Source organism: Streptomyces sp. NPDC093064 (assembly GCF_044754605.1).
Taxonomy (GTDB): Bacteria; Actinomycetota; Actinomycetes; order Streptomycetales; family Streptomycetaceae; genus Streptomyces.
Window position 1 is genome coordinate 22,548 of the sequence record NZ_JBIVPK010000008.1, and the last position, 21,464, is coordinate 44,011.

The following is a 21,464-nucleotide window of genomic DNA, read 5'->3' on the forward strand; positions in this document are numbered from 1 at the left end:
GCCGTTAGTGGACGTTAACCTGCAGTCATGACCGTATCTCTGGAAGTCGCCGAGGGCGTCGGCACGCTGCGCCTGGACCGCCCGCCCATGAACGCGCTCGACGTCGCGACGCAGGACCGGATCAAGGAGCTCGCCGAGGAGGCCACCCGCCGCGAGGACGTGCGCGCCGTGGTGATCTACGGCGGCGAGAAGGTGTTCGCGGCCGGCGCGGACATCAAGGAGATGCAGGTGATGGACCACGCGGCGATGGTCGTGCGGGCCCGCGCCCTGCAGGACTCCTTCACCGCCGTGGCCCGCATCCCCAAGCCGGTGGTCGCCGCGGTCACGGGCTACGCGCTGGGCGGCGGCTGCGAGCTCGCGCTCTGCGCGGACTACCGCATCGCCGCCGACAACGCCAAGCTCGGCCAGCCGGAGATCCTGCTCGGTCTCATCCCCGGCGCGGGCGGTACCCAGCGGCTGTCCCGGCTGATCGGCCCCTCCCGGGCCAAGGACCTCATCTTCACGGGCCGTCAGGTCAAGGCCGGCGAGGCCCTCGTGCTCGGCCTGGTGGACCGCGTGGTCCCGGCCGCAGAGGTGTACGAGGCCGCGCACGCCTGGGCCGCCCGGCTCGCGCAGGGACCCGCGATCGCGCTGCGCGCCGCCAAGGAGTCGATCGACGCCGGCCTGGAGACGGACCTCGAGACCGGGCTCGCCATCGAGCGCAACTGGTTCGCGGGCCTGTTCGCCACGGAGGACCGCGAGCGCGGCATGCGCAGCTTCGTCGAGGAGGGTCCCGGCAAGGCGAAGTTCCTGTGAATCCTCGCCCATGGCCTTGCAATTGACATGATGTCTGATTCGGTCCCCTCGGCGGACGGTTTGTGGCAGCCTTGAGCCAACCGTGAGCCTGCCTTGCCGAGGGAGCCGGTCGATTGCCTCCAACCGATCCGTCCGCCCAGGTCAACGGGGCTGCTGACGGGCCTGATGTGCCACCGGCATATGCCGTGCGAATCCCGCGCGCGGAGGTCGCCCAGGGGGCGTATTCCGCTGGAACGGCCTCGCGGGAGGCCGCGGACGGCCATGATGGGGCCATGGCGGGGCTGGAAGGCATCGAACAGCCGCGGGAACAGTCACGTGTGACCGCGGCGCGCTGGTCGCCCGCGGTCGAGGACGAACGGGCGCTCAAGGCACTGGAGTTGTACGGCAATCCGACGGAGTCCGAGGTTGCGCTCCCGTCCCGCCCCGAATCCGCCGCCACCGCCCGCAGGCTCGCCCAGGTCGTGATCCTGCGCCAGTGGGGACTGTCTCCGAAACTGGCCGAGGACACCGTCCTGCTCGTCTCCGAACTCGTCGGGAACGCGGTGCGGCACACCGGCGCCCGCGTCTTCGGCCTGCGGATGCGCCGCCGCCGCGGCTGGCTCCGCGTCGAGGTTCGCGACCCCTCCCGAGGGCTGCCCTGCCTGATGCCCGTACAGGAGCTGGACATCAGCGGGCGCGGCCTGTTCCTCGTCGACAAGCTGTCCGACCGCTGGGGGGTCAACCTGCTGCCGCGGGGCAAGACGACGTGGTTCGAGATGCGCGTGGCCGACCGCTGACCGCTCGACCCGCCATAGCTGACTGACGCTCATCTCGTATCAATACGTGTGAATCGCCCATTTTCTTACCCTTCCCCTCTTAAATGGTGCGGGTGACCACGACCGATCGCCGCGGCGTGCTGCGGGCCGGAGCCGGGCTCGTCGCCGGGGGCGCGCTCGCCGCCGGGTGTTCCTCCACCGGCGCCGCCCCGTCCGCCACCGCATCCTCGGCCTCCTCCGCCGCGTCCCCGCCCGCCCGCATCCCGCAGGCCGCGCCCGCGCCGCGGCCCTTTCCCGGGCAGCCCGCGCAGATCACCCACGGCCCGCGCGACCGGCCTCGCGTCGCCCTCACCTTCCACGGCCAGGGCGACCCCGAGATCGCCCGCAGCCTGCTCACCGAGGCCGAGAAACACGGCGCCCGCCTCACCGTGCTCGCCGTCGGCACCTGGCTCGACCAGTATCCGCAGCTGGCCCGCCGGATCCTCGACGGCGGCCACGACCTCGGCAACCACACCCAGCGCCATGTGGCCGTCAACGCCATGGCGGAGGCCGACGCCCGCGCGGAGATCACCGGCTGCGCGGACCGGCTGAAGCGGCTCACCGGCTCGATCGGCACCTGGTTCCGCCCCTCGCGCGCCCCGACCGCCTCCCCGCTGGTCGAGCGGCTGGCCCGGGCGGCCGGGTACCCGCACGTGCTGTCCTACGACGTCGACTCGCTCGACTACACCCGGCCCGGCGCCCCGGCCGTCACCCGCAAGGTCCTGGCGGAGGTCCGCAACGGATCCGTGGTGAGCCTGCACTTCGGATACCCGGACACGGTCACCGCCCTCCCCGACGTACTCACAGAACTCGACCGCCGCGGCCTTCATGCGGTCACCACCACGGAGCTGCTGAGCTGATGCCACCCACTTCCATCGCCCGGGCCCTGACTGCCGGCGCCGCCTGCCTCGCGCTCACCGCGCTGTCCGCCTGTACCGGCGGGGGCTCGAAGAACCACGCCGACGAATCCCTCGCCAGCAAGGAGCCCGCCCCGCCCGCGCAGCAGCAGGTCGCCGACGTGCTGCCCGGCATGCCGCCGGTCCTCGATCCGACCGACGTCTATGCCGCCGACCGCCCGGGCAAACTCTCCCCGGTCGTCAAGGACTTCCCGTCCCGCGTCTACGTCCCCAACACGATCTCCAACACCGTCACGGTCATCGACCCCGAGACGTACAAGGTCATCGAGACCATCCCGGTGGGCCACCAGCCCCAGCACGTCGTGCCGTCCTGGGACCTGAAGACGCTGTGGGTCAACAACGACCTCGGCAACTCCCTGACCCCCATCGACCCGAGAACCGGCAAGGCGGGCAAGCCGGTCGACGTGCACGACCCGTACAACCTCTACTTCACGCCCGACGGCAAGTACGCCGTCGTCATGGCCTCGAAGGACCACCAGCTCGTCTTCCGCGACGCGCACACCATGAAGACGGTCAAGGCCGTCCCGGTCGCCTGCGCCGGCGTCAACCACGCCGACTTCTCCCTGGACGGCCGCTACTTCATCGTCTCCTGCGAGTTCAGCGCCGAACTGCTCAAGGTCGACACCGCGAAGATGGAGGTCGTCGGACAGCAGAAGCTGGACTTCCGGGGCGCCATGCCGCAGGACGTGAAGGTCTCGCCCGACGGCAAGAAGTTCTACATCGCCGACATGGTGGCCAACGGGATGTGGATCCTGAACGGCGACACGTTCGGCAAGCCGGGCTTCCTGCCCACCGGCAAGGGCGCCCACGGCCTGTACGTCAGCCGCGACTCCCGCGAGATGTACATCTCCAACCGCGGCGAGGGCACCATCTCCGTCTTCGACTTCGCCCTGGGCAAGTTGACCAAGAAGTGGCGCCTGCCGCACGGCGGCAGCCCCGACATGGGCGGCGTCTCCACCGACGGCAAGGTGCTGTGGCTGTCGGGCCGTTACAACTCCGAGGTGTACGCCATCGACACCCGAACCGGCGCCCAGCTCGCCCGCATCAAGGTCGGCAGCGGTCCGCACGGCCTCGCGGTGTACCCCCAACCGGGCCGCTACTCCCTGGGGCACACGGGCATCTTCCGCTGACCCGCGGCGGGTTGGCACCGGTCGGACACGGCTTGGGCACGCCACGACCGGGTGACGATCCGCCGTCCGCCGCCGCGGAACCGGGATCGTGCCGCGCATGATCACCGCTCGTCTGCGGCGGCGGACCACCGCCGCCCTGCCGTCCCTCTCCGCCGTCCTCGCCACCACGGGCCGCGACCGCCCCCACCACCGCGGCCCCGGCACGGACCGCCGCCCCGCCTGCCCCCGGTTCGACGACAGGCTCAAGGCCGCGGCCGACCGCCGCGTCGGTCTCGGCCGCATCACGCCCGCCCCGGTCCGGCGCACGACGCGCGGCATCCTGTGGCGCAACGACATCGTCGGCGCGTGCCCCGTGGACAGGACGACGAAGACGGAGATCCTGAACGGCTGCGAGAGCAACCCGTACTGCCGGCCGTGGCACTGATCCTCGCCACCGCCCACCGCCCACCGCCCACCGCTCGCCTTGACTCTCCAGCCGCTGGAAGGTCCACACTCGCCGACATGACCGAAGACGGCACCGGCCTTCTCACCATCGGCGAGCTGGCCCGGGTCACCGGACTGACCGTGCGCACCATCCGCTACTGGTCGGACGAGGGCGCCCTGCCCCCGGTGGCCCGCTCCACGGGCGGCTACCGCCTCTACGACGCGGCCTCCGTCGCCCGCCTGGAGCTGATCCGCACCCTGCGCGAGCTGGGCCTCGGCCTGGCCGACGTGCGCAGGGTGCTCGCGGGGGAGCGGACGGTCGCGGAGGTCGCGGCGGCCCACGTGGCAGCGCTGGACGCGCGGATCCGCTCCCTGAAGGTGACCCGGGCGGTGCTGTCCACCGTGGCCCGGCGCGGCTCGAGTGCGGAGGAGATGACCCTGATGAACAAACTGGCCCGGCTGTCGGCGGCCGAACGCAGGCGGATCATGGAGGAGTTCGTGGAGGAGATGTTCCACGGCCTCGACACCGCAGATCCCGAGATCCGGGAACGTATGCGGCACACCGCGATGGACCTGCCCGAGGACCCGACACCCGAGCAGGTCGACGCCTGGGTGGAGCTGGCCGAACTGGTGCGGGACCCGGAGTTCCGGACCCAGATGCGCAGGGCGGCCGAGTTCAACGCCGCCGACCGCGGCCACGAGACGCCCGCCGGGGCGTCCATGTGGTTCGTCAAGCGGCTCGTCCAACTGGCGGGGCAGGCCCTGGAACGCGGCCTCGCCCCGGAGGCACCCGAAGCCGACGAGGTACTGGACGACCTCCTCGGCAACGCCGACCACGCGGCCGTCCTCGCACGCCTGGAGGCGTCCCACAACACCAGGCTCGCCCGCTACCGCGAGCTGCTGGCGACCCTGAAGGGCACGTCCGCTCCGACGTACGAGACGGAGTTCGCCTGGGTGATCGCCGCCCTGCGGGCCCGCGTGAGCAAGCCGAACACGTGATCAACCCGAACAGGTGACACGGAGCACTCGGCCGGCGCCGGGTCGGAATAGCCGGCGCCGCCCGGGGGTTTCATCTGTCCTGCGGAAGCTGTGCCGGACACCGACCACGGAAAGGCAAGGCGAGCAGGACATGAAGATCGGCATCATCGGGGCGGGCAACATCGGCGGCAACCTCACCCGGCGGCTCACCGCCCTCGGGCACGACGTCTCCGTGGCGAACTCCCGTGGCCCGCAGACGCTCACCGCGCTGGCCGAGGAGACCGGCGCGACCCCCGTACACGCACAGGAGGCTGCGCGCGGCGCCGAGGTCGTCGTGGTCACCGTCCCCGTCAAGGCGGTTCCCGATCTGCCGTCCGGGCTGCTCGACGGGGCGGCCGAGGGCGTGACGGTGATCGACACCGGCAACTACTACCCGCGGGAGCGGGACGGCAGGATCGCCGGGATCGAGGACGAGGGGCTCACCGAGAGCCGCTGGACCGAACGCACGATCGGCCACGCGGTGATCAAGGCGTTCAACGGCACCTACGCCCAGGACCTCCTCGAACGCCCCCGGCCGGCCGGTGCCCCCGACCGCATGGCGCTCCCGGTGGCGGGCGACGACGAGGCGGCCAAGGCGAAGGTGCGGGCGCTCATCGACCAACTCGGCTTCGACACCGTGGACACCGGCGGCATCGACGACTCCTGGCGCCAGCAGCCCGGCACCCCGGTCTACGGCCTCCAGGCGGGCGCCGACACGGTCGCCAAGGCCCTGGCCGAGGCCTCTCCCGAGCGGCCGGCGGGGTTCCGGGGGTAGGGCCTCTCGTTTGGATCATGCCGGGCTCGCGGGGTCTGGCACCGCGCCTCGCCGCGTTGTCGTCGGTTGGCAGGGCTCCGCCCGGCCGCCCTCCTCCGCCTTGCGATGCACGGCACCAGACCCCGCTCCCTGATCCGGCCTGATCCAAACGAAAGACCCTGGCCCGTCCGGCTTGCCGGTCCGCTGCGTCGGCCCCGGATCAGACGGCCGCCCACTGCCGCAGCGCCGTTGTGCTGCCGAAGTTCGCCACGTCCTTGTCCAGCGGGTCGTCGGTGTACTGGTGGAAGAGCCATTTCGCCTTGATCCGGGGCTGCCCGACGGCGACGTAGTCGGCGATCCACAGGCCGTCGCCCGCGTAGGAGGTGGTGTCGATGCTCAGCCAGAAGTCCCTGTTGGTGTAGAGCACGACCCGGTTGTGCGGGCGCAGGGACTTGACCTTGCGGATGAACGCGTCCTTCTCCGCGTTGCTCGCGTGTGTGCCCCCGCCCGTCGTCTCCCAGTCGACGGCGAGGATGTCGCCGGCCTTCTCGGGTGCGTGGGAGACGAAGTACTCCGCCTGTGCGGTGATGTCGCCCGGCCACAGGAAGTGGTAGAAGCCGACCACGAGACCGGCGTCGCGGCCGTGCTTGGTCTGGGCGCTGAGCTTGGAGTTGACGTACGAACGGCCCTCCGTCGCCTTGACGAAGACGAAGGAGAGGCCGCTCGTGCCGTAGGTGGAGGACTGGTAGGCGCTCACGTCGATGCCGTGCAGCATGCGCACTCCCTGAAGGTGCCGTGGGGGAGGAGTCGTCGGTTGGGTTCTGCCCCATCCTGGTACGGACGATCCCTTCAGGGCGTTCGAACATCAGCTTCGGGGGACCACCGAACCCAGTACGGCGGCCGACTTGGCCGACCAGTCCGAGGTGATCACGCTGGCGTGGTGCCCGGCCAGGAGGGAGAGGCGGGCGGCCACCTCGGCGTCCGTGGGGTCGGTCGAGGAGATCGCCGGGGCCACGCCGGCCGCGTCCGTCGTGATCAGGATGTAGTGGCTCCGCGCGTAGAAGGACGTGTCGTAGCCCTGGCCGACGTAGGTCGCCGCGTCGCCGTCGAAGAACACGAACCAGGGGCGGATCGAGGCGTCGTAACGGCTCGCGCGCGGGTCGCCGGCGGCGGCGCCGAGCACGGCGGGGAAGGCCTGGGCGGAGGCGATGTTCCCGGCCGCGTACAGGTCGTGCAGGTGGTCGCCGTACTCCTGGTCGGTCCAGTAGTGGTCGAAGGGGTTGGCCTGCTCCACCGTGCCGGGGATCAGCTCGAAGAGGACCTTGCCGGTCAGGGCGTCCCGGGACGGCCAGGCGTCGGCCTTCGCGGCCGCGTCCAGCGACGGGTGCTTCCCGCCCAGCAGGTCGGACGGCTTGTAGACCATGTCGCCGAGCTTCTGCCGCACCAGGGTGTCGAACGCGGCGGGCCCGAGTCCGAGAGTGTTGTTGAAGCCGTTCTTCATCTCCATCTTGAAGACGATGGGCCGGTGGCCGGGGTGCAGCTGGTGCCAGGCGGCGATGTTGTCCAGGCAGCTCCCGAGGTCCTGGTTGCGGCTCTTGCCGTACAGCTCGCCGGGGGTCTTCGCGGCCTCGCAGTTGTTGTCGTTGCCCAGCGGATTGCTGTGGCTGACCCGCCAGCGCCGGGTCAACGGATCGGTGTAGACGTCGATTTCGAGCAGCGAGGCGCCGGAGTCCAGCGCCTGCGCGAAGTAGGTGTACTTGGCCTTCTCGTACGCGTTGTGCGTACCGATCGCCGTCGTCCCGGAGAACGTCGGCTCCGCCGCACGGGCGGTGCCGGGAACCGCCGTCAGCAGCGCGACGGCACCCAGTAAGGCCGCCAGTCTTCTCGTCCGGCTCATGACCAACTCCCTTTGCTTCTAGTTGAGTTGAGCGGAAGCGTAGGGAAAGACGGTTACCGTGCGGTAGCCCCCGGGGGAACAGGCTCGTGCAGGTGTCGGATTCCCGGGCCGGCGGCGATTGCTATCGTGCGGTCGCGGAGTGACCCGCACGCAGAGGAAACGGGGGGACGGGCCATGGGACTGATGGACCGCATACGTGGTGAGTTCATCGACATCATCGAGTGGACCGACGACAGCCGCGACACCATCGTCTGGCGCTTCCCGCGCTACGAGAACGAGATCAAGATGGGCGCCAAGCTCGTCGTCCGCGAGTCGCAGACGGCGGTCTTCGTCAACGAGGGGCAGATCGCCGACGTCTTCACGCCCGGCACCTACACCCTGGAGACGCAGAACCTGCCGGTGCTGTCCACCCTGAAGGGCTGGAAGTACGGCTTCCACTCGCCCTTCAAGGCCGAGGTCTACTTCGTCACCACCCGCCAGTTCACCGACCTCAAGTGGGGCACCCAGAACCCCGTCATCGTCCGCGACCCCGAGTTCGGCATGGTCCGGCTGCGGGCCTTCGGCGCCTTCGCCGCCCGGGTCGTGGACGCCGCCGCGCTGCTGCGTGAACTGGCCGGCACCGACCCGCAGTTCCGCACCGAGGAGGTGCAGGAGTACCTGCGGCAGCTGATCGTCGGCCGGCTGGCCACCGCGCTGGCCACGGCCGGGGTGCCGATGCTGGACCTGGCCACCCGGCAGGACGGGCTCGGCGCCAGGCTGGCGGGCGCCCTCACCGAGGAACTGGCCCCGGTCGGCATCGCCGTGCCCAAGTTCATCATCGAGAACATCTCGCTCCCGCCCGAGGTCGAGGCCGCCGTCGACGCCCGCTCCCGGATGGGGATCGTGGGCAACCTCGACCAGTACACCCAGCTCCAGGCGGCCGACGCGATCGGCGACGCCGCACGCAACCCCGGCGCCGCGGGCGAGGGCGTCGGACTGGGCGTCGGCATGGCCCTGGGCCGGCGCATGGCGGAGGGCCTCACCCCGCAGCAGCCCCCCGCCGCTGCCCCCGCACCCGCCGCCACTCCGGCCGCCCCGCCGCCGCTGCCCCCGCAGCAGTGGTTCATCGGCGTCGGCGGCGCCCAGCAGGGCCCGTACGACAGTGCCGCGCTGAGCGGCCTGATCAGCGCCGGCACCCTCACCCGGACCACCCTGGTCTGGCAGAACGGCATGTCCGGCTGGCTTCCCGCCGAACAGGTCCCGGAGGTCGAACGCCTCTTCGGCAGCGTCCCGCCGCCGCTGCCGCCCCAGGCCTGAGCGGGCGGGGACGACGACCATGACCGAGGACCAGGCCACCGCCGCCTCCGCCCGCTCGTACCCGTGCGAAGCCTGCGGTGCCACCGTGGAGTACGCCCCGGGGACCGACGCGCTGCGCTGCCCCTACTGCGGGCACCAGCAGGCCATCGTGCCCGTCCCGCGGGCGGTGCGGGAGCATCCGATCCAGGAACTGGCGGCCCTCCCCGCCAAGCCGCAGGCCGGGCCCGGCTCGGTGAACACCTTCGTCTGCCCGGGCTGCGGGGCCCGCACCGAGAGCAACACGCTGTCCGTGCGGTGCCAGTTCTGCGCCACCCCCCTGGTGGCCGACGCCAACGCCACCGAGCGGGTCGTCCCCGAGGCCGTCGTCCCCTTCGGGCTGGACCGCGACGCGGCCCGGGACGCGCTGCGCACGTGGACGTCCTCCCGCTGGTTCGCCCCCAAGGACCTGAAGAAGGTCACCGAGGCGGAGTCCTTCAAGGGCAGCTACCTGCCGCACTGGACGTACGACGCGGCCACCGTCTCCGACTACCGGGGCCGGCGCGGTGACTACTACTACGAGACCGTGACGCGCACCGTCACCGAGAACGGCGAGACCCGCACCGTGACCGAGCAGGTGCGGCACACCCGCTGGTACCCGGCCTCCGGAACGGTGACCCGGGACTTCGACGACGTCCTGGTGCCCGGCACCGGCCATGTCACCGCCAAGCAGCTGGACAAGCTCACGCCCTGGCCGCTGGAGGAGGCCAGGCCCTACCAGGAGGAGTACCTGGCGGGCTTCCAGACGGTGCGCTACGACATCGAGCCCGAGGACGGCCTGGAGACGGCCAGGCAGCGGATGGCCGAGGTCATCGAGGACGACTGCCGCAGCGACATCGGGGGAGACGAGCAGCGGGTCGAATCGGTCGACACCCACTACTCCGACGTCACTTTCAAGCTGATGCTGCTCCCGGTGTGGTTCCTCACCTACGTCCACGCCGGGCGGACCTGGCAGGTCACGGTGAACGCCCGCACCGGCGAGGTGGTCGGCGAGCGCCCGTACAGCGCCGGCAAGATCGTCGCCGCCTCGCTCGCGGCGCTCGCGGTCGTCGCGCTGATCGTCTGGCTGAGCGTCAGGAGGTAGCGGCCCGCACGGCGGCACGGGCCGGACCCTGTCAGCACTCGATGATGTTCACCGCAAGCCCGCCCCGGGCCGTCTCCTTGTACTTCACCGACATGTCCGCGCCGGTCTCCTTCATGGTCTTGATGACCTTGTCGAGGGAGACCTTGTGGGAGCCGTCGCCGCGCATGGCCATCCGGGCGGCGGTGACGGCCTTGACCGCGGCCATGCCGTTGCGCTCGATGCAGGGGATCTGGACCAGACCGCCCACGGGGTCGCAGGTGAGGCCGAGGTTGTGCTCCATGCCGATCTCGGCGGCGTTCTCGACCTGCTCGGGCGTGCCGCCCAGGACCTCGGCGAGGGCGCCCGCCGCCATCGAGCAGGCGGAGCCGACCTCGCCCTGGCAGCCGACCTCGGCGCCGGAGATGGAGGCGTTCTCCTTGAAGAGCATGCCGATCGCGCCGGCGGCGAGCAGGAAGCGGACCACGCCGTCCTCGTCCGCGCCGGGGATGAAGTTGATGTAGTAGTGCAGGACCGCCGGGATGATGCCGGCCGCGCCGTTGGTCGGGGCGGTGACGACCCGGCCGCCGGCCGCGTTCTCCTCGTTCACCGCCATCGCGTAGAGGGTGATCCACTCCATCGCGCGGGCCGTCGCGTCGCCCTCGGCGCGCAGCTGGCGGGCGGTGACGGCCGCACGGCGGCGCACCTTCAGACCGCCCGGCAGGATGCCCTCGCGGGACAGGCCGCGCCGCACGCACGCCTGCATCACCCGCCAGATCTCCAGCAGGCCCTCGCGGATCTCCTCCTCGGTGCGCCAGGCCCGCTCGTTCTCCAGCATCAGGGAGGAGATCGAAAGGCCCGTCTCCTTCGTCAGGCGCAGCAGCTCGTCGCCCGAACGGAAGGGGTACTTCAGCACCGTGTCGTCCAGCTTGATGCGGTCGGCGCCCACCGCCTCCTCGTCCACGACGAAGCCGCCGCCCACCGAGTAGTACGTCTTGGCCAGCAGCTCGGCGCCGGAGGCGTCGTACGCCCACAGGGTCATGCCGTTGGCGTGGTAGGGGAGCGTCTTGCGGCGGTGCAGGACCATGTCGTCGTCGTAGGAGAACGCGATCTCGTGCTCGCCGAGCAGGCTCAGGCGGCCGGAGGCCCTGATCGTCTCGACCCGCTCGTCGGCCGTCTCCACGTCCACCGTGCGCGGCGAGGCGCCCTCCAGGCCGAGCAGGACCGCCTTCGGCGTGCCGTGGCCGTGGCCCGTCGCGCCGAGGGATCCGTACAGCTCGGCGCGGACCGAGGCGGCCTGCTCCAGCAGGTCCTCGTTGCGGAGCCGGCGGGCGAACATGCGGGCCGCCCGCATCGGGCCGACCGTGTGGGAGCTCGACGGGCCTATGCCGATCGAGAACAGGTCGAAGACCGAGATGGCCACGGTGACTCCTCAAGACGGGGTGGTGCTGGGGGTGCCAGGGGCGGGGCGCCGCGTACGGGCCGGGTTCTCCGGCCCGTACGCGGCACTCCTCGGAACGGGACTTACTTGTTCAGACCCGGGTACAGCGGGTGCTTGTCGGCCAGGGTGCGCACCCGGGCCTTGAGGGCATCGGCGTCGTAGGACGGCTTCAGCGCCTCGGCGATCACGTCCGCGACCTCGGTGAAGTCCTCGGTCGTGAAACCGCGGGTGGCCAGGGCCGGCGTGCCGATCCTGAGGCCCGAGGTGACCATCGGCGGGCGCGGGTCGTTCGGGATCGCGTTGCGGTTGACGGTGATCCCGAGTTCGTGGAGGCGGTCCTCGGCCTGCTGCCCGTCCAGCTCGGAGTCGCGCAGGTCGACCAGGACCAGGTGCACGTCCGTGCCGCCGGACAGGACGTCCACGCCGACCGCCCGGACGTCGCCCTGGACCAGGCGCTCGGCCAGGATGCGGGCGCCCTCCAGGGTACGACGCTGGCGCTCCTTGAACTCCTCGCTCGCGGCGACCTTGAAGGACACCGCCTTGGCGGCGATCACGTGCTCCAGCGGGCCGCCCTGCTGACCGGGGAACACCGCGGAGTTGATCTTCTTCGCCAGCTCGGCCGTGGACAGGATCACGCCACCGCGCGGGCCGCCCAGCGTCTTGTGGGTGGTGGTGGTGACCACGTGGGCGTGCGGCACCGGGTTCGGGTGCAGGCCCGCGGCCACCAGGCCGGCGAAGTGCGCCATGTCGACCATGAGGTACGCGCCGACCTCGTCCGCGATCCGGCGGAACGCGGCGAAGTCCAGCTGCCGCGGGTACGCGGACCAGCCGGCCACGATCAGCTTCGGCTTGGACTCCTTCGCCAGCCGCTCCACCTCGGCCATGTCGACCAGGCCGTCCTCGCCCACGTGGTAGGCGACGACGTTGTAGAGCTTGCCGGAGAAGTTGATCTTCATGCCGTGGGTCAGGTGCCCGCCGTGGGCGAGGTTCAGACCCATGATCGTGTCACCGGGCTTGAGCAGCGCGAACATCGCGGCCGCGTTCGCCTGCGCGCCGGAGTGCGGCTGCACGTTGGCGTGCTCGGCGCCGAACAGCTCCTTGATGCGGTCGATGGCGATCTGCTCGACCACGTCGACGTGCTCGCAGCCGCCGTAGTAGCGGCGGCCGGGGTAGCCCTCGGCGTACTTGTTGGTGAGGACCGAGCCCTGCGCCTCCATGACCGCCACCGGGGCGAAGTTCTCGGAGGCGATCATCTCCAGCGTGGACTGCTGGCGGTGCAGCTCGGCGTCGACCGCGGCGGCGACGTCCGGGTCGAGCTCGTGCAGGGGTGTGTTGAGAGCAGTCATGTGCGTGTGTCCGATTCTCAGCCGGCCGTCTCGGCGGCGTACTCGTCGGCGGAGAGCAGGTCGGCGGGCTCCTCGGCCAGGCGCACCTTGAACAGCCAGCCGCCCTCGAAGGGTGCGGAGTTCACCAGCGACGGGTCGTTCACCACGTCCTCGTTGATCTCGGTGACCTCGCCGCTGACGGGGGAGTACAGGTCGGACACCGACTTGGTCGACTCCAGCTCACCGCAGGTCTCGCCCGCGGCCACCGTGTCGCCGACCTCCGGGAGCTGGGCGTAGACGACATCGCCGAGCGCGTTGGCCGCGAACTCCGTGATGCCGACCGTCGCCACGCCGTCCTCGACGGGCGACAGCCACTCGTGCTCCTTGCTGTAGCGCAGATGCTGAGGGTTGTTCATGGCCAGAATTCTCCTGTACGCGAGTCAATGGTGATGAATGAGGGACTGCGAAAGGCGTGCGTGACCAGGGGTGACGTGTCTCACGTCGCCTCCGTGCCGGCTACGGCGGTGTCACTTCCGCCGCTTGGTCACTTCTGCCGCTTGTAGAAGGGCAGCGCCACGACCTCGTACGGCTCGTGGTTGCCCCGGATGTCCACACCGACACCGGCTGTGCCCGGAGCGGCGTGCGCGGCGTCGACGTACGCCATGGCGATCGGCTTGCCCAGGGTGGGGGAGGGAGCGCCGGAGGTGACCTCGCCGATCACCTCGCCGCCCGCGACGACCGCGTACCCGGCGCGCGGGACCCGGCGGCCCTCGGCGACCAGGCCGACGAGCACCCGGGGCGGCTCGGCGGCGGCGCGCTCGGCGGCGGCCACCAGCGCCTCGCGGCCCACGAAGTCGCCCTCCTTCTCGAACTTGACCACCCGGCCGAGGCCCGCGTCGAACGGGGTCAGCGAGGTCGACAGCTCGTGCCCGTACAGCGGCATGCCCGCCTCCAGGCGCAGCGTGTCCCGGCAGGACAGGCCGCACGGGACAAGACCGGCGTCCGCGCCGGCCTCGGTCAGCGCCTGCCACAGCTTCTCCGCGTCGCCCGGGGCCACGAACAGCTCGAAGCCGTCCTCGCCGGTGTAGCCGGTGCGCGCGATCAGCGCGGGGACGCCGGCGACCGTGCCGGGGAGCCCGGCGTAGTACTTCAGGCCCTCCAGGTCGGCGTCGGTGAGGGACTTCAGGATGCCGGCGGACTCGGGGCCCTGCACGGCGAGCAGCGCGTAGTTGACCCGGTCGTCGCGCACCGCGGCGTCGAAGCCCGCCGCCCGCTCGGTCAGCGCGTCGAGCACGACCTGGGCGTTGGAGGCGTTGGCGACGACCATGTACTCGGTCTCGCCCAGCCGGTAGACGATCAGGTCGTCCAGGATGCCGCCGTCGGCCTGGCAGATCATGGTGTAGCGGGCGCGGCCGAGGCCGACGGTGGCGATGTTGCCGACCAGGGCGTGGTTCAGCAGCGCGACGGCCTGCGGGCCGGTGACGGTGATCTCGCCCATGTGGGACAGGTCGAAGAGGCCGGCCTTCGTCCGTACGGCGATGTGCTCGTCGCGCTCGGAGCCGTAGCGCAGCGGCATGTCCCAGCCTGCGAAGTCGGTCATCGTCGCGCCGAGCGAGCGGTGCAGCGCGTCGAGCGCGGTGCGGCGGGGTCGGTCGGGTTCGGTACTGCTCATCGGGCGGTCTCCAAGGCATGACAGGCGAGGACGAATCATGTCCTCCCCATCTGTCATCGGAACCTGAGAGGTTCGCCATGACCGCCGTCGGACGGACGGTGCACGGCTTGCACCTTGGGTGGAGCCACTGCGCCAGCGGCCCGCTTTTCAGATGTGCCTCGCCCGCGCGGTAACGGGGCCTGAGAGATTCAAGGGAGGTACTTGCTCCTTCGGCGCCCCAGCGAGACGGCTGGGGACTCTCCCGCGCGGATTCAAGCGGCCGATATGCAGTTGCGCGCACATCATTGCACGCTCGGCCCGATTTGCGGCAGGGCGGCATCTGTGACTGTCCTGTGGCAGGACGTGCACGGAAACGGCGGGCGCCGCACATTACCTTCTCTTTACGATCCGTGGGGAGGAATGATGACGGCGCACAGGACCGCGTTGTACGCGACGGCCCAGGCCCCCGCCCTCTTGGTCCGCGACCTGCGGGACCGGTCCGGCCGCGGCCCGCGCGTGCTGCGCTTCGGCCCGCGCGACCTGGTCGTGGTGACCGGCCTGCCCGGCAGCGGCAAGTCCACGCTGATGCGGCGCGCGGTGCACGGCGTCCGCATCGACTCCCAGGACACCCGCGACCGCTGGGACGCCCGCCTGGCGGCGTACCTCCCCTACGCCCTGTACCGCCCCCTGGTCCGCCTCGCCCACTTCGCGGGGCTGCGCCGGGCGCTGCGCTCCGGGGCGGCGCTCGTGGTCCACGACTGCGGCACGCAGCCCTGGGTCCGCGCCTGGCTGGCCCGTACCGCCCGCCGACGCGGCGGCACCCTGCACATCGTCCTGCTGGACGTCACCCCCGGCACCGCCCTGACCGGCCAGCGCGCACGGGGCCGCGGTATCTCCCGCTATGCCTTCCACCGCCACCGCCGTGCCACCGCCGCCCTGCTCCACGCGGTGGAGCGGAACACCCTGCCAACGGGCTGCGGCTCGGCGGTCCTCCTGGACCGCGAGGCAGCGACCCGCCTGCACCGCATCGATTTCGCCACCTGAGGACCGCGTGCGGCCCGTCACGGCGGTCCACGTGGGGGAGCCCCGTTCAGCCCCGAGGGCCGCCCACCGGGCGCACTCCGCCCCACACCGCACGACCGCCCAGCTCACTGCGCCGACACTCGGGCCCCCGGGCCCGGCTGCCACGGCGCAGCGCGCAGTACACGGACTGCCCACCGCACCGCGGCGTCTCGCGCTACGTGGACCGTTGACAGTAAGGGGCGTGGCTCGGGCCGTACGGACCGCTGACCGGATCGGGGCGTGGTGCCGCGGTACGCCTTCCGGCGCCACCGCCCGGCCTGTCGGCGGAGCGTTCTGCCGAGGGGCCGCGGCTCTGCGACCCTGCTGGACCGTGAGGCGGCAGCGCTACTGCGGCGGACCGGCTTCGCGACCCGAGGACCGCGCGCAGCCCTTCGCGGCGGTCGGCGTGCGGAGCCCCGTTCGGCGCCGACACCCGACCCCGCCCGGGGCCCGCCGGCCGGCGGCGCAGTGCGCAGCGCACGGACTGCCCACCGGACCGAGCCTGGTCCTTCGCCGCGCGGACCGCTGAGTGAACCGGGGCGCGTCCCGCCGCACGGCGCGCTCGCGGGGCGGGGGCGGTCGTGCTGGGCGGGTCGTCCTCCAGGCGGCTGCCCGGCGTGGGAGCCGTCTCACCGAGATGAGGGCGCCGCGCCGTTCATGCCTCGTGGGGCGATGTGACCGCCCGCTGGGCCGGGGGCTCGCGCGGGGAGCCGTAGGCCCTGGTCGTGGGATTTTCCGTGAGGTTTGGGCGTGTACCCGATAGCCTTTCGGCCACAGCAGTGTTCACAGCAGGCGGTAGCAGATGGACTTCCCGGCGGACTTCTCCGCGGACCTTCCGGCACAGGCGCAATCCCATCCCCACGGCGGATGGCCCGGCAACGAGCTGGAGGAGGTGCTGTCCGCCTCCCTCGGCGTCCCGACCGCCGGTGGCCGGATCGTCGAGGTCCTCGGCCGCAGCCTCGTCTGGGTGCCCCTGCCCAACGGCGGCGGTCCGCGCAGCGGCCCGCTCGACCTGCCCACGCTGGAGATCGACGGCCAGGCGTACGTGCCGGTCTTCAGCTCCGAGGAGCAGTTCCGCCGGGCCGTGGGCCCGCACATGGCGTGCACCGTCGCGCCCGCCGTCGACTTCGCGCGCGGACTGCCCCCGCAGGCCGGCATCGCTCTCAACCCGGACGGCGTGGTCGGCGTCCCGCTGCCGCCGGCCGCCGTGGCCGAATTGTGCCGGGCGGGGCGCACCCCGCTGGACGGCCTGTCGAACGGCGGCCGCGTCCGCCTCTTCGAACCGGACTGGCAGGACGACCCGGTGGACTTCCTCGCCACCGCCGGCGCCGAGTTCGCCGAGACCGGCGTGGTCAGCACCGCCCGCCGTTGCCTGGCGGCCGTCGAGACGGACGACCCGGTCATGTTCATAGGCGTCGAACTGTCCCAGTGGGAGGGCGACCCGCAGGCCGCCCCCCTGGACGCCCTGGGCCGTGCCCTGACGAAGACCCCGGCCGGGTGGCCGGTCAACCTGGTCCTTCTGGACGTGGCCCAGGATCCCGTGGCGGACTGGATGAGGGAGAACGTCCGCCCGTTCTACCAGCACGCCCACTGAGCCCGACCCGGCACGCCGGGGAAGCGCACACGATCCGCAGCCGGCGGCGCACGGCGAGTCCCCGGCCGCCGTACGGCGGCTCTAAGCTAGGCCTGCCGTCACTTTCCCGCCTGCCCGCCGGGCGGACGACGGGAAGGTGACGACAGGACCCGGCCTCACGGCTCGGTCGAAACGTCGGTTGTATGGAGGGGCGGTACAAGTGAGCGCCAGCGGCACCACGGCCGGGCAGGTCGAGCAGACGCTGCGCCAGGTGACGCCCGGGCGTTACGACGCCTACGAGGCGCTGCTGCGCGCGCTGGCGACCCCCTCCTCCGGCCAGGTCTGGATGCTGCTCTGGCACGGCCAGGCGGGCTCCCCCGACGCCCAGTACGGCCACATGGAGGTCGACGGCCACGGCTACGCCCCCTGCGTGACCTCCGCCCAGGAGCTGTCGGCGAGCGGCTGGAACCGTTCGTACGAGGTCGTGGACGGCCTCGACGTGGCCCGCACCCTCTACCCCGACCACTACGGCCTCTGGCTGAACCCGCACGCCCCGGGCGGCGGCGTCGGCATCCCGTGGCTGGACCTGCGCCGTATCGCCACCGGTCTTGACCGCCAGCCCGCGGGCCCCCTCCGGCTGTCCGAACCCGCCGTAGAGGCCTCGCAGTTCTACGCCCTGCTCACCCAGAACGCCCACCGTACCCCGGCCCTGCGCTCGCTGCGCCGCGCCTGGGTGCAGCCGGCGCTCGGAGCGCCGTATCTCGCCATCGGTCTTGACGTGTACGACACCTCGCCGCCGGCCGTCGACTCGGTGCGCGTGATGATGCAGCAGTCCATCGGCGCCGTCCCCGACGGGCTGCCGGTGTCGACGGTCGCGATGTCCGACGAGTACGACCCGGTCGCGATGTGGCTGCGCGCCAACTCCCGCCCGTTCTACGACCGGGAGACCCACGCGGCCCCCGCGCAGGCCCCGGCGGCCGGCTACGGCTATCCGCCGGTGCGCGGCGGCTACTGATCCGTCCGGTTCGTCCGCCGGCCGAGCTCACGCACCGGTGATCCTCTGCGCGCGTAGATGGATGCGGATGGTCCGTTTTTGCTGTGAGCCGCCCCAACTGGTCCATGTCCGACCCCCGTTACCCACTGTCCGGATAACGGAACCTCTCTACCCGCATCACGTTTGCGCATCCATTCACCGCCAAGACTGGCAACAGATCACCATGGCGTTGAAGACTCCCGCTCCAAGGGGCGTTCGCCCCTGTGTACGACGGACTGAACAGCCGCCACAGCGGCAAGCGCGGGCCGGCCACCGCCGGTTGAGAGGGGTCCCTGCCAGATGACGGCACCACTGCACGAGCCGACCGCGGAAGCGGCCCCGAGCGCTGCCGACGAGGCGACGGCCGTCGGCGTCGCTGCCAAGGCGGTACAGGGGCGTTCCCTGGGCCGGATCGCCTGGGAGCGCCTCAAGCGGGACAAACTCGCCCTGACGGGCGGCATCGTCGTGCTCCTGCTCATCCTGGTCGCGCTGCTCGCGCCCGTGATCGCGCACGCGGTCGGTCAGGACCCCGAGCTGCACCACGAGGACCTGATCGACCCGCTCTTCGGCACCCCCAAGGGTTCCCTCGGCGGCATGAGCGGCGAGCACCTCCTCGGCGTCGAGCCGGTCAGCGGCCGCGACATCTTCGCCCGCATCGTCTACGGCGCCCAGATCTCGCTGCTCGTGGGCTTCCTGTCCGCCGTGGTCGCCGTCATCCTGGGCACCGTCCTCGGCATCCTCGCCGGCTTCTTCGGCGGCTGGGTGGACGCGGCGATCAGCCGGGTCATGGACGGCCTGCTCGCCTTCCCGCAACTGCTGTTCATCATCGCGCTGGTCTCCGTCGTGCCGAACGAGATGCTTGGCCTGTCCGGCACGGGTGTGCGCGTCTTCGTGATGATCCTCGTCATCGGCTTCTTCGGCTGGCCCTACATCGGCCGCGTGGTGCGCGGCCAGACGCTCTCGCTGCGCGAACGCGAGTACGTCGAGGCGGCACGCTCCCTCGGCGCCGGCCGCTTCTACATCCTGTTCAAGGAGCTGCTGCCCAACCTCGTGGCGCCGATCATCGTGTACACGACGATGATGATCCCGACCAACATCCTCACCGAGGCCGCGCTCAGCTTCCTCGGCGTGGGCGTCAAGCCGCCGACCGCCTCCTGGGGCCAGATGCTCTCGACCGCCATCGACTACTACGAGTCGGACCCCATGTACATGGTGGTCCCCGGTGTGGCGATCTTCATCACCGTCCTTGCCTTCAACCTCTTCGGCGACGGCGTGCGGGACGCGCTCGACCCCAAGGGCTCCCGCTGAACTGCCGTACCCCCAGCGACCCGTGGACCTACACGGGGTCTCTCATCTATCCGGAGGATCCGAGAACGTGACTACCCAACGCACCTCAGGGCGGCGCAAGCAGGCCGTGGCCGCTGCTGCTGTGGTCGCCGCGCTGCTGACCACGGCGGCGTGCGGCGGCGGCAACGACGGCAACGGCGGTGGTGGCGGCGGTTCGAAGACCGGCGCGGCCGGCTTCGACGCAGCCAACAACAAGGTCGCCCAGGCATCCGAGGCCAAGAAGGGCGGCACGCTGAAGTTCGCCTCCGCCCAGGACGCCGACTCGTGGGACACCACGCGCGGCTACTACGGCATGATGTGGAACTTCTCCCGCTACTACAGCCGCCAGCTGGTCACGAACAAGACGGAGCCCGGCAAGGCCGGCGCCGAGTTGACCCCGGACCTCGCCACGGAACTCGCCAAGGTCACCGACGGCGGCAAGACCTACACCTACACGCTGCGCGACGACGTGACGTGGGAGGACGGCAAGCCGATCACCTCCAAGGACATCAAGTACGGCATCGAGCGCGTCTGGGCGCAGGACGTGCTGTCCGGCGGTCCGACCTACCTGAAGGAGGTCCTGGACCCGGACGGCAAGTACCAGGGCCCCTACAAGGACAAGGACAAGGACCACCTGGGTCTGAAGGCGATCGACACGCCGGACGACAAGACCATCGTCTTCCACCTGCCGAAGGCCAACTCGGACTTCGAGCAGATGCTGTCCCTGATCTCGGCGTCCCCCGTCCGTCAGGACATGGACACCAAGTCCAAGTACGGTCAGCACCCGTTCTCTTCGGGCCCGTACAAGTTCGCCTCGTACAGCCCCGGCAAGGACCTGAAGCTCGTCCGCAACACCGAGTGGAAGCAGGCCTCGGACCCGATCCGCAAGGCCTACCCGGACGAGATCACCATCAAGTTCTTCTCGAACGCCAACGACATGGACCAGCGCCTGATCGCCGGTGACTACGACCTGGACCTGAACCAGACCGGTATGTCGCCGCAGGGCCGCCAGACCGCCCTGAAGAAGTACAAGGGCAACCTGGACAACCCGGTCTCCGGCTACGTCCGTTACGCGGTCTTCCCGCAGAGCGTGAAGCCGTTCGACAACATCCACTGCCGCAACGCCGTGATCTACGGCGCGGACCACGTGTCGCTGCAGACCGCGCGCGGTGGCCCGGTCGCCGGCGGTGACATCGGCACCAACATGCTGCCCCCGTCGGTGCCGGGTGCCGAGGGCCAGAAGTACGACCCGTTCGAGCTGGCCACCGCCAACAAGAACGGCAACGTCGAGAAGGCCAGGGAAGAGCTGAAGGCCTGCGGCCAGCCGAACGGCTTCAAGACCACCATCGCCGTCCGCAACAACAAGCCGGTCGAGGTGGCCACCGCCGAGTCGCTCCAGGCGTCGCTGAAGAAGATCGGCGTCGACGTCCAGATCGACCAGTACGACGGCTCGCAGACCACCGGCATCATCGGTAGCCCCGCGAACGTGAAGAAGAAGGGCTACGGCATCATCATCATGGGCTGGGGCCCGGACTTCCCGTCCGTCCAGGGCTTCGGTCTGCCGCTGTGGAACAGCAAGTACATCCTTCAGAGCGGTAACAACAACTACGCCCTGATCAAGGACAAGGCGATCGACGGCCTGTTCGACGACTACGTCAACGAGCTGGACGACGCCAAGAAGGCCGAGATCGCCACGCAGATCAACCACAAGGTCATGGAGGGCGGCTACTACATGCCCTTCGTCTTCGAGCGGTTCATCAACTGGCGCTCCGACCGCCTGGCGAACGTCTACACGTCGGCCGGCTACAGCGGCATGTACGACTTCGTCAACCTCGGTCTGAAGTCCTCGAAGTAAACCCGGCACACCCGCCGAACGGCACGAAAGGCAGGTGAAGGCCGGCGCGGTGGGACCGCGGGCCCCAGGAAAACATCCG

20 protein-coding genes and 1 riboswitch are annotated in these 21,464 nt (G+C 70.8%); of the genes, 14 read left to right on the top strand and 6 right to left on the bottom strand.

All coding sequences use genetic code 11. The annotated features are described in order from the left end of the window. The first annotated feature begins 27 nt into the window (after window positions 1-27). From ACIQFZ_RS12205 to ACIQFZ_RS12235, 7 genes are all read left to right on the top strand, one after another. Window positions 28-795 carry an enoyl-CoA hydratase/isomerase family protein gene (locus tag ACIQFZ_RS12205; protein ID WP_383061246.1) on the top strand — a complete coding sequence of 256 codons (768 nt, stop codon included), beginning with the start codon at window positions 28-30 and terminating at the stop codon, window positions 793-795. 272 nt (window positions 796-1,067) lie between these two features. Next, on the top strand, window positions 1,068-1,571 hold the full coding sequence (locus ACIQFZ_RS12210; RefSeq protein WP_402691169.1) for an ATP-binding protein: 504 nt from the start codon (window positions 1,068-1,070) through the stop codon (window positions 1,569-1,571). A gap of 83 nt (window positions 1,572-1,654) precedes the next feature. After that, complete coding sequence (locus ACIQFZ_RS12215; protein WP_383061248.1) at window positions 1,655-2,449, top strand: polysaccharide deacetylase family protein; 795 nt, start codon at window positions 1,655-1,657, stop codon at window positions 2,447-2,449. Next, window positions 2,449-3,636, top strand: a complete 1,188-nt coding sequence (locus ACIQFZ_RS12220) for a hypothetical protein (RefSeq protein ID WP_402691170.1) — start codon at window positions 2,449-2,451, stop codon at window positions 3,634-3,636. Before ACIQFZ_RS12215 ends, ACIQFZ_RS12220 begins: the two co-directional genes overlap by 1 nt. A 97-nt stretch (window positions 3,637-3,733) precedes the next feature. Then, on the top strand, window positions 3,734-4,060 hold the full coding sequence (locus ACIQFZ_RS12225; protein ID WP_383061249.1) for a hypothetical protein: 327 nt from the start codon (window positions 3,734-3,736) through the stop codon (window positions 4,058-4,060). Window positions 4,061-4,137: 77 nt separating this feature from the next. Next, a complete protein-coding gene (locus tag ACIQFZ_RS12230) occupies window positions 4,138-5,058 on the top strand; it encodes a MerR family transcriptional regulator (RefSeq protein WP_402691171.1) in 921 nt (306 codons plus the stop codon). A gap of 130 nt (window positions 5,059-5,188) precedes the next feature. Continuing rightward, on the top strand, window positions 5,189-5,851 hold the full coding sequence (locus ACIQFZ_RS12235) for an NADPH-dependent F420 reductase (protein WP_402691172.1): 663 nt from the start codon (window positions 5,189-5,191) through the stop codon (window positions 5,849-5,851). Between the two features lie 199 nt (window positions 5,852-6,050). Here ACIQFZ_RS12235 and ACIQFZ_RS12240 read toward each other — a convergent pair whose 3' ends face one another. Together ACIQFZ_RS12240 and ACIQFZ_RS12245 are read right to left on the bottom strand one after the other, a co-directional pair. Then, a complete protein-coding gene (locus tag ACIQFZ_RS12240; RefSeq protein WP_383061250.1) occupies window positions 6,051-6,605 on the bottom strand; it encodes a glycoside hydrolase family 25 protein in 555 nt (184 codons plus the stop codon). Window positions 6,606-6,695: 90 nt separating this feature from the next. After that, the gene (locus tag ACIQFZ_RS12245) at window positions 6,696-7,727 is read right to left on the bottom strand and encodes a phosphatidylinositol-specific phospholipase C domain-containing protein (protein WP_365430943.1); all 1,032 of its coding nucleotides are present in this window, start codon (window positions 7,725-7,727) and stop codon (window positions 6,696-6,698) included. A 183-nt stretch (window positions 7,728-7,910) separates the two neighbouring features. Between ACIQFZ_RS12245 and ACIQFZ_RS12250 the strand changes: the two genes are divergently transcribed. Beyond that, window positions 7,911-9,023: an SPFH domain-containing protein gene (locus tag ACIQFZ_RS12250; RefSeq protein ID WP_365779540.1), complete on the top strand. Its 1,113-nt coding sequence runs from the start codon at window positions 7,911-7,913 to the stop codon at window positions 9,021-9,023. A 19-nt stretch (window positions 9,024-9,042) separates the two neighbouring features. After that, a complete protein-coding gene (locus tag ACIQFZ_RS12255; RefSeq protein WP_402691173.1) occupies window positions 9,043-10,143 on the top strand; it encodes a hypothetical protein in 1,101 nt (366 codons plus the stop codon). A 31-nt stretch (window positions 10,144-10,174) separates the two neighbouring features. On the opposite strand, the gene ACIQFZ_RS12260 is transcribed toward ACIQFZ_RS12255, so the two are convergent. The 4 genes from ACIQFZ_RS12260 to gcvT form a co-directional block, all read right to left on the bottom strand. Further along, complete coding sequence (locus tag ACIQFZ_RS12260) at window positions 10,175-11,542, bottom strand: L-serine ammonia-lyase (RefSeq protein ID WP_402691174.1); 1,368 nt, start codon at window positions 11,540-11,542, stop codon at window positions 10,175-10,177. A 101-nt stretch (window positions 11,543-11,643) separates the two neighbouring features. Beyond that, complete coding sequence (gene glyA, locus ACIQFZ_RS12265; RefSeq protein ID WP_365777889.1) at window positions 11,644-12,906, bottom strand: serine hydroxymethyltransferase; 1,263 nt, start codon at window positions 12,904-12,906, stop codon at window positions 11,644-11,646. A 17-nt stretch (window positions 12,907-12,923) separates the two neighbouring features. Continuing rightward, window positions 12,924-13,301 (bottom strand): glycine cleavage system protein GcvH, encoded by a 378-nt coding sequence (gene gcvH / locus ACIQFZ_RS12270; protein ID WP_365418372.1) that lies wholly within the window; start codon window positions 13,299-13,301, stop codon window positions 12,924-12,926. A 128-nt stretch (window positions 13,302-13,429) separates the two neighbouring features. Further along, on the bottom strand, window positions 13,430-14,557 hold the full coding sequence (gene gcvT / locus ACIQFZ_RS12275; protein ID WP_383059235.1) for a glycine cleavage system aminomethyltransferase GcvT: 1,128 nt from the start codon (window positions 14,555-14,557) through the stop codon (window positions 13,430-13,432). 157 nt (window positions 14,558-14,714) lie between these two features. Further along, a riboswitch (glycine riboswitch) is annotated at window positions 14,715-14,811 on the bottom strand. Window positions 14,812-14,959: 148 nt separating this feature from the next. On the opposite strand from gcvT, the gene ACIQFZ_RS12280 reads away from it, so the two are divergent. The 5 genes from ACIQFZ_RS12280 to ACIQFZ_RS12300 all read left to right on the top strand — a co-directional run bounded on the left by ACIQFZ_RS12280 (window position 14,960) and on the right by ACIQFZ_RS12300 (window position 21,385). Beyond that, entirely contained in the window at window positions 14,960-15,580 is a 621-nt protein-coding gene (locus ACIQFZ_RS12280) for an AAA family ATPase (protein ID WP_365418378.1), read from the top strand. A gap of 820 nt (window positions 15,581-16,400) precedes the next feature. After that, window positions 16,401-17,192, top strand: coding sequence for an enhanced serine sensitivity protein SseB (locus ACIQFZ_RS12285; protein WP_365418381.1), 792 nt, complete (start codon window positions 16,401-16,403; stop codon window positions 17,190-17,192). Between the two features lie 199 nt (window positions 17,193-17,391). Next, window positions 17,392-18,186, top strand: coding sequence for an enhanced serine sensitivity protein SseB C-terminal domain-containing protein (locus ACIQFZ_RS12290; protein WP_382621291.1), 795 nt, complete (start codon window positions 17,392-17,394; stop codon window positions 18,184-18,186). A gap of 318 nt (window positions 18,187-18,504) precedes the next feature. Beyond that, window positions 18,505-19,512, top strand: a complete 1,008-nt coding sequence (locus ACIQFZ_RS12295; protein WP_402691175.1) for an ABC transporter permease — start codon at window positions 18,505-18,507, stop codon at window positions 19,510-19,512. A gap of 67 nt (window positions 19,513-19,579) precedes the next feature. Beyond that, window positions 19,580-21,385 (top strand): ABC transporter substrate-binding protein, encoded by a 1,806-nt coding sequence (locus tag ACIQFZ_RS12300; protein WP_402691176.1) that lies wholly within the window; start codon window positions 19,580-19,582, stop codon window positions 21,383-21,385. Window positions 21,386-21,464: the final 79 nt, after the last annotated feature.

Coding starts and splice junctions, on each gene's coding strand:
- ACIQFZ_RS12215 (WP_383061248.1), top strand. CDS start 1,655: ATGGTGCGGGTGACCACGACCGATCGCCGCGGCGTGCTGCGGGCCGGA.
- ACIQFZ_RS12230 (WP_402691171.1), top strand. CDS start 4,138: ATGACCGAAGACGGCACCGGCCTTCTCACCATCGGCGAGCTGGCCCGG.
- ACIQFZ_RS12220 (WP_402691170.1), top strand. CDS start 2,449: ATGCCACCCACTTCCATCGCCCGGGCCCTGACTGCCGGCGCCGCCTGC.
- ACIQFZ_RS12205 (WP_383061246.1), top strand. CDS start 28: ATGACCGTATCTCTGGAAGTCGCCGAGGGCGTCGGCACGCTGCGCCTG.
- ACIQFZ_RS12210 (WP_402691169.1), top strand. CDS start 1,068: ATGGCGGGGCTGGAAGGCATCGAACAGCCGCGGGAACAGTCACGTGTG.
- gcvT (WP_383059235.1), bottom strand. CDS start 14,557: ATGAGCAGTACCGAACCCGACCGACCCCGCCGCACCGCGCTCGACGCG.
- ACIQFZ_RS12235 (WP_402691172.1), top strand. CDS start 5,189: ATGAAGATCGGCATCATCGGGGCGGGCAACATCGGCGGCAACCTCACC.
- ACIQFZ_RS12240 (WP_383061250.1), bottom strand. CDS start 6,605: ATGCTGCACGGCATCGACGTGAGCGCCTACCAGTCCTCCACCTACGGC.
- glyA (WP_365777889.1), bottom strand. CDS start 12,906: ATGACTGCTCTCAACACACCCCTGCACGAGCTCGACCCGGACGTCGCC.
- ACIQFZ_RS12245 (WP_365430943.1), bottom strand. CDS start 7,727: ATGAGCCGGACGAGAAGACTGGCGGCCTTACTGGGTGCCGTCGCGCTG.
- ACIQFZ_RS12255 (WP_402691173.1), top strand. CDS start 9,043: ATGACCGAGGACCAGGCCACCGCCGCCTCCGCCCGCTCGTACCCGTGC.
- ACIQFZ_RS12285 (WP_365418381.1), top strand. CDS start 16,401: ATGGACTTCCCGGCGGACTTCTCCGCGGACCTTCCGGCACAGGCGCAA.
- ACIQFZ_RS12250 (WP_365779540.1), top strand. CDS start 7,911: ATGGACCGCATACGTGGTGAGTTCATCGACATCATCGAGTGGACCGAC.
- ACIQFZ_RS12225 (WP_383061249.1), top strand. CDS start 3,734: ATGATCACCGCTCGTCTGCGGCGGCGGACCACCGCCGCCCTGCCGTCC.
- ACIQFZ_RS12280 (WP_365418378.1), top strand. CDS start 14,960: ATGACGGCGCACAGGACCGCGTTGTACGCGACGGCCCAGGCCCCCGCC.
- ACIQFZ_RS12295 (WP_402691175.1), top strand. CDS start 18,505: ATGACGGCACCACTGCACGAGCCGACCGCGGAAGCGGCCCCGAGCGCT.
- gcvH (WP_365418372.1), bottom strand. CDS start 13,301: ATGAACAACCCTCAGCATCTGCGCTACAGCAAGGAGCACGAGTGGCTG.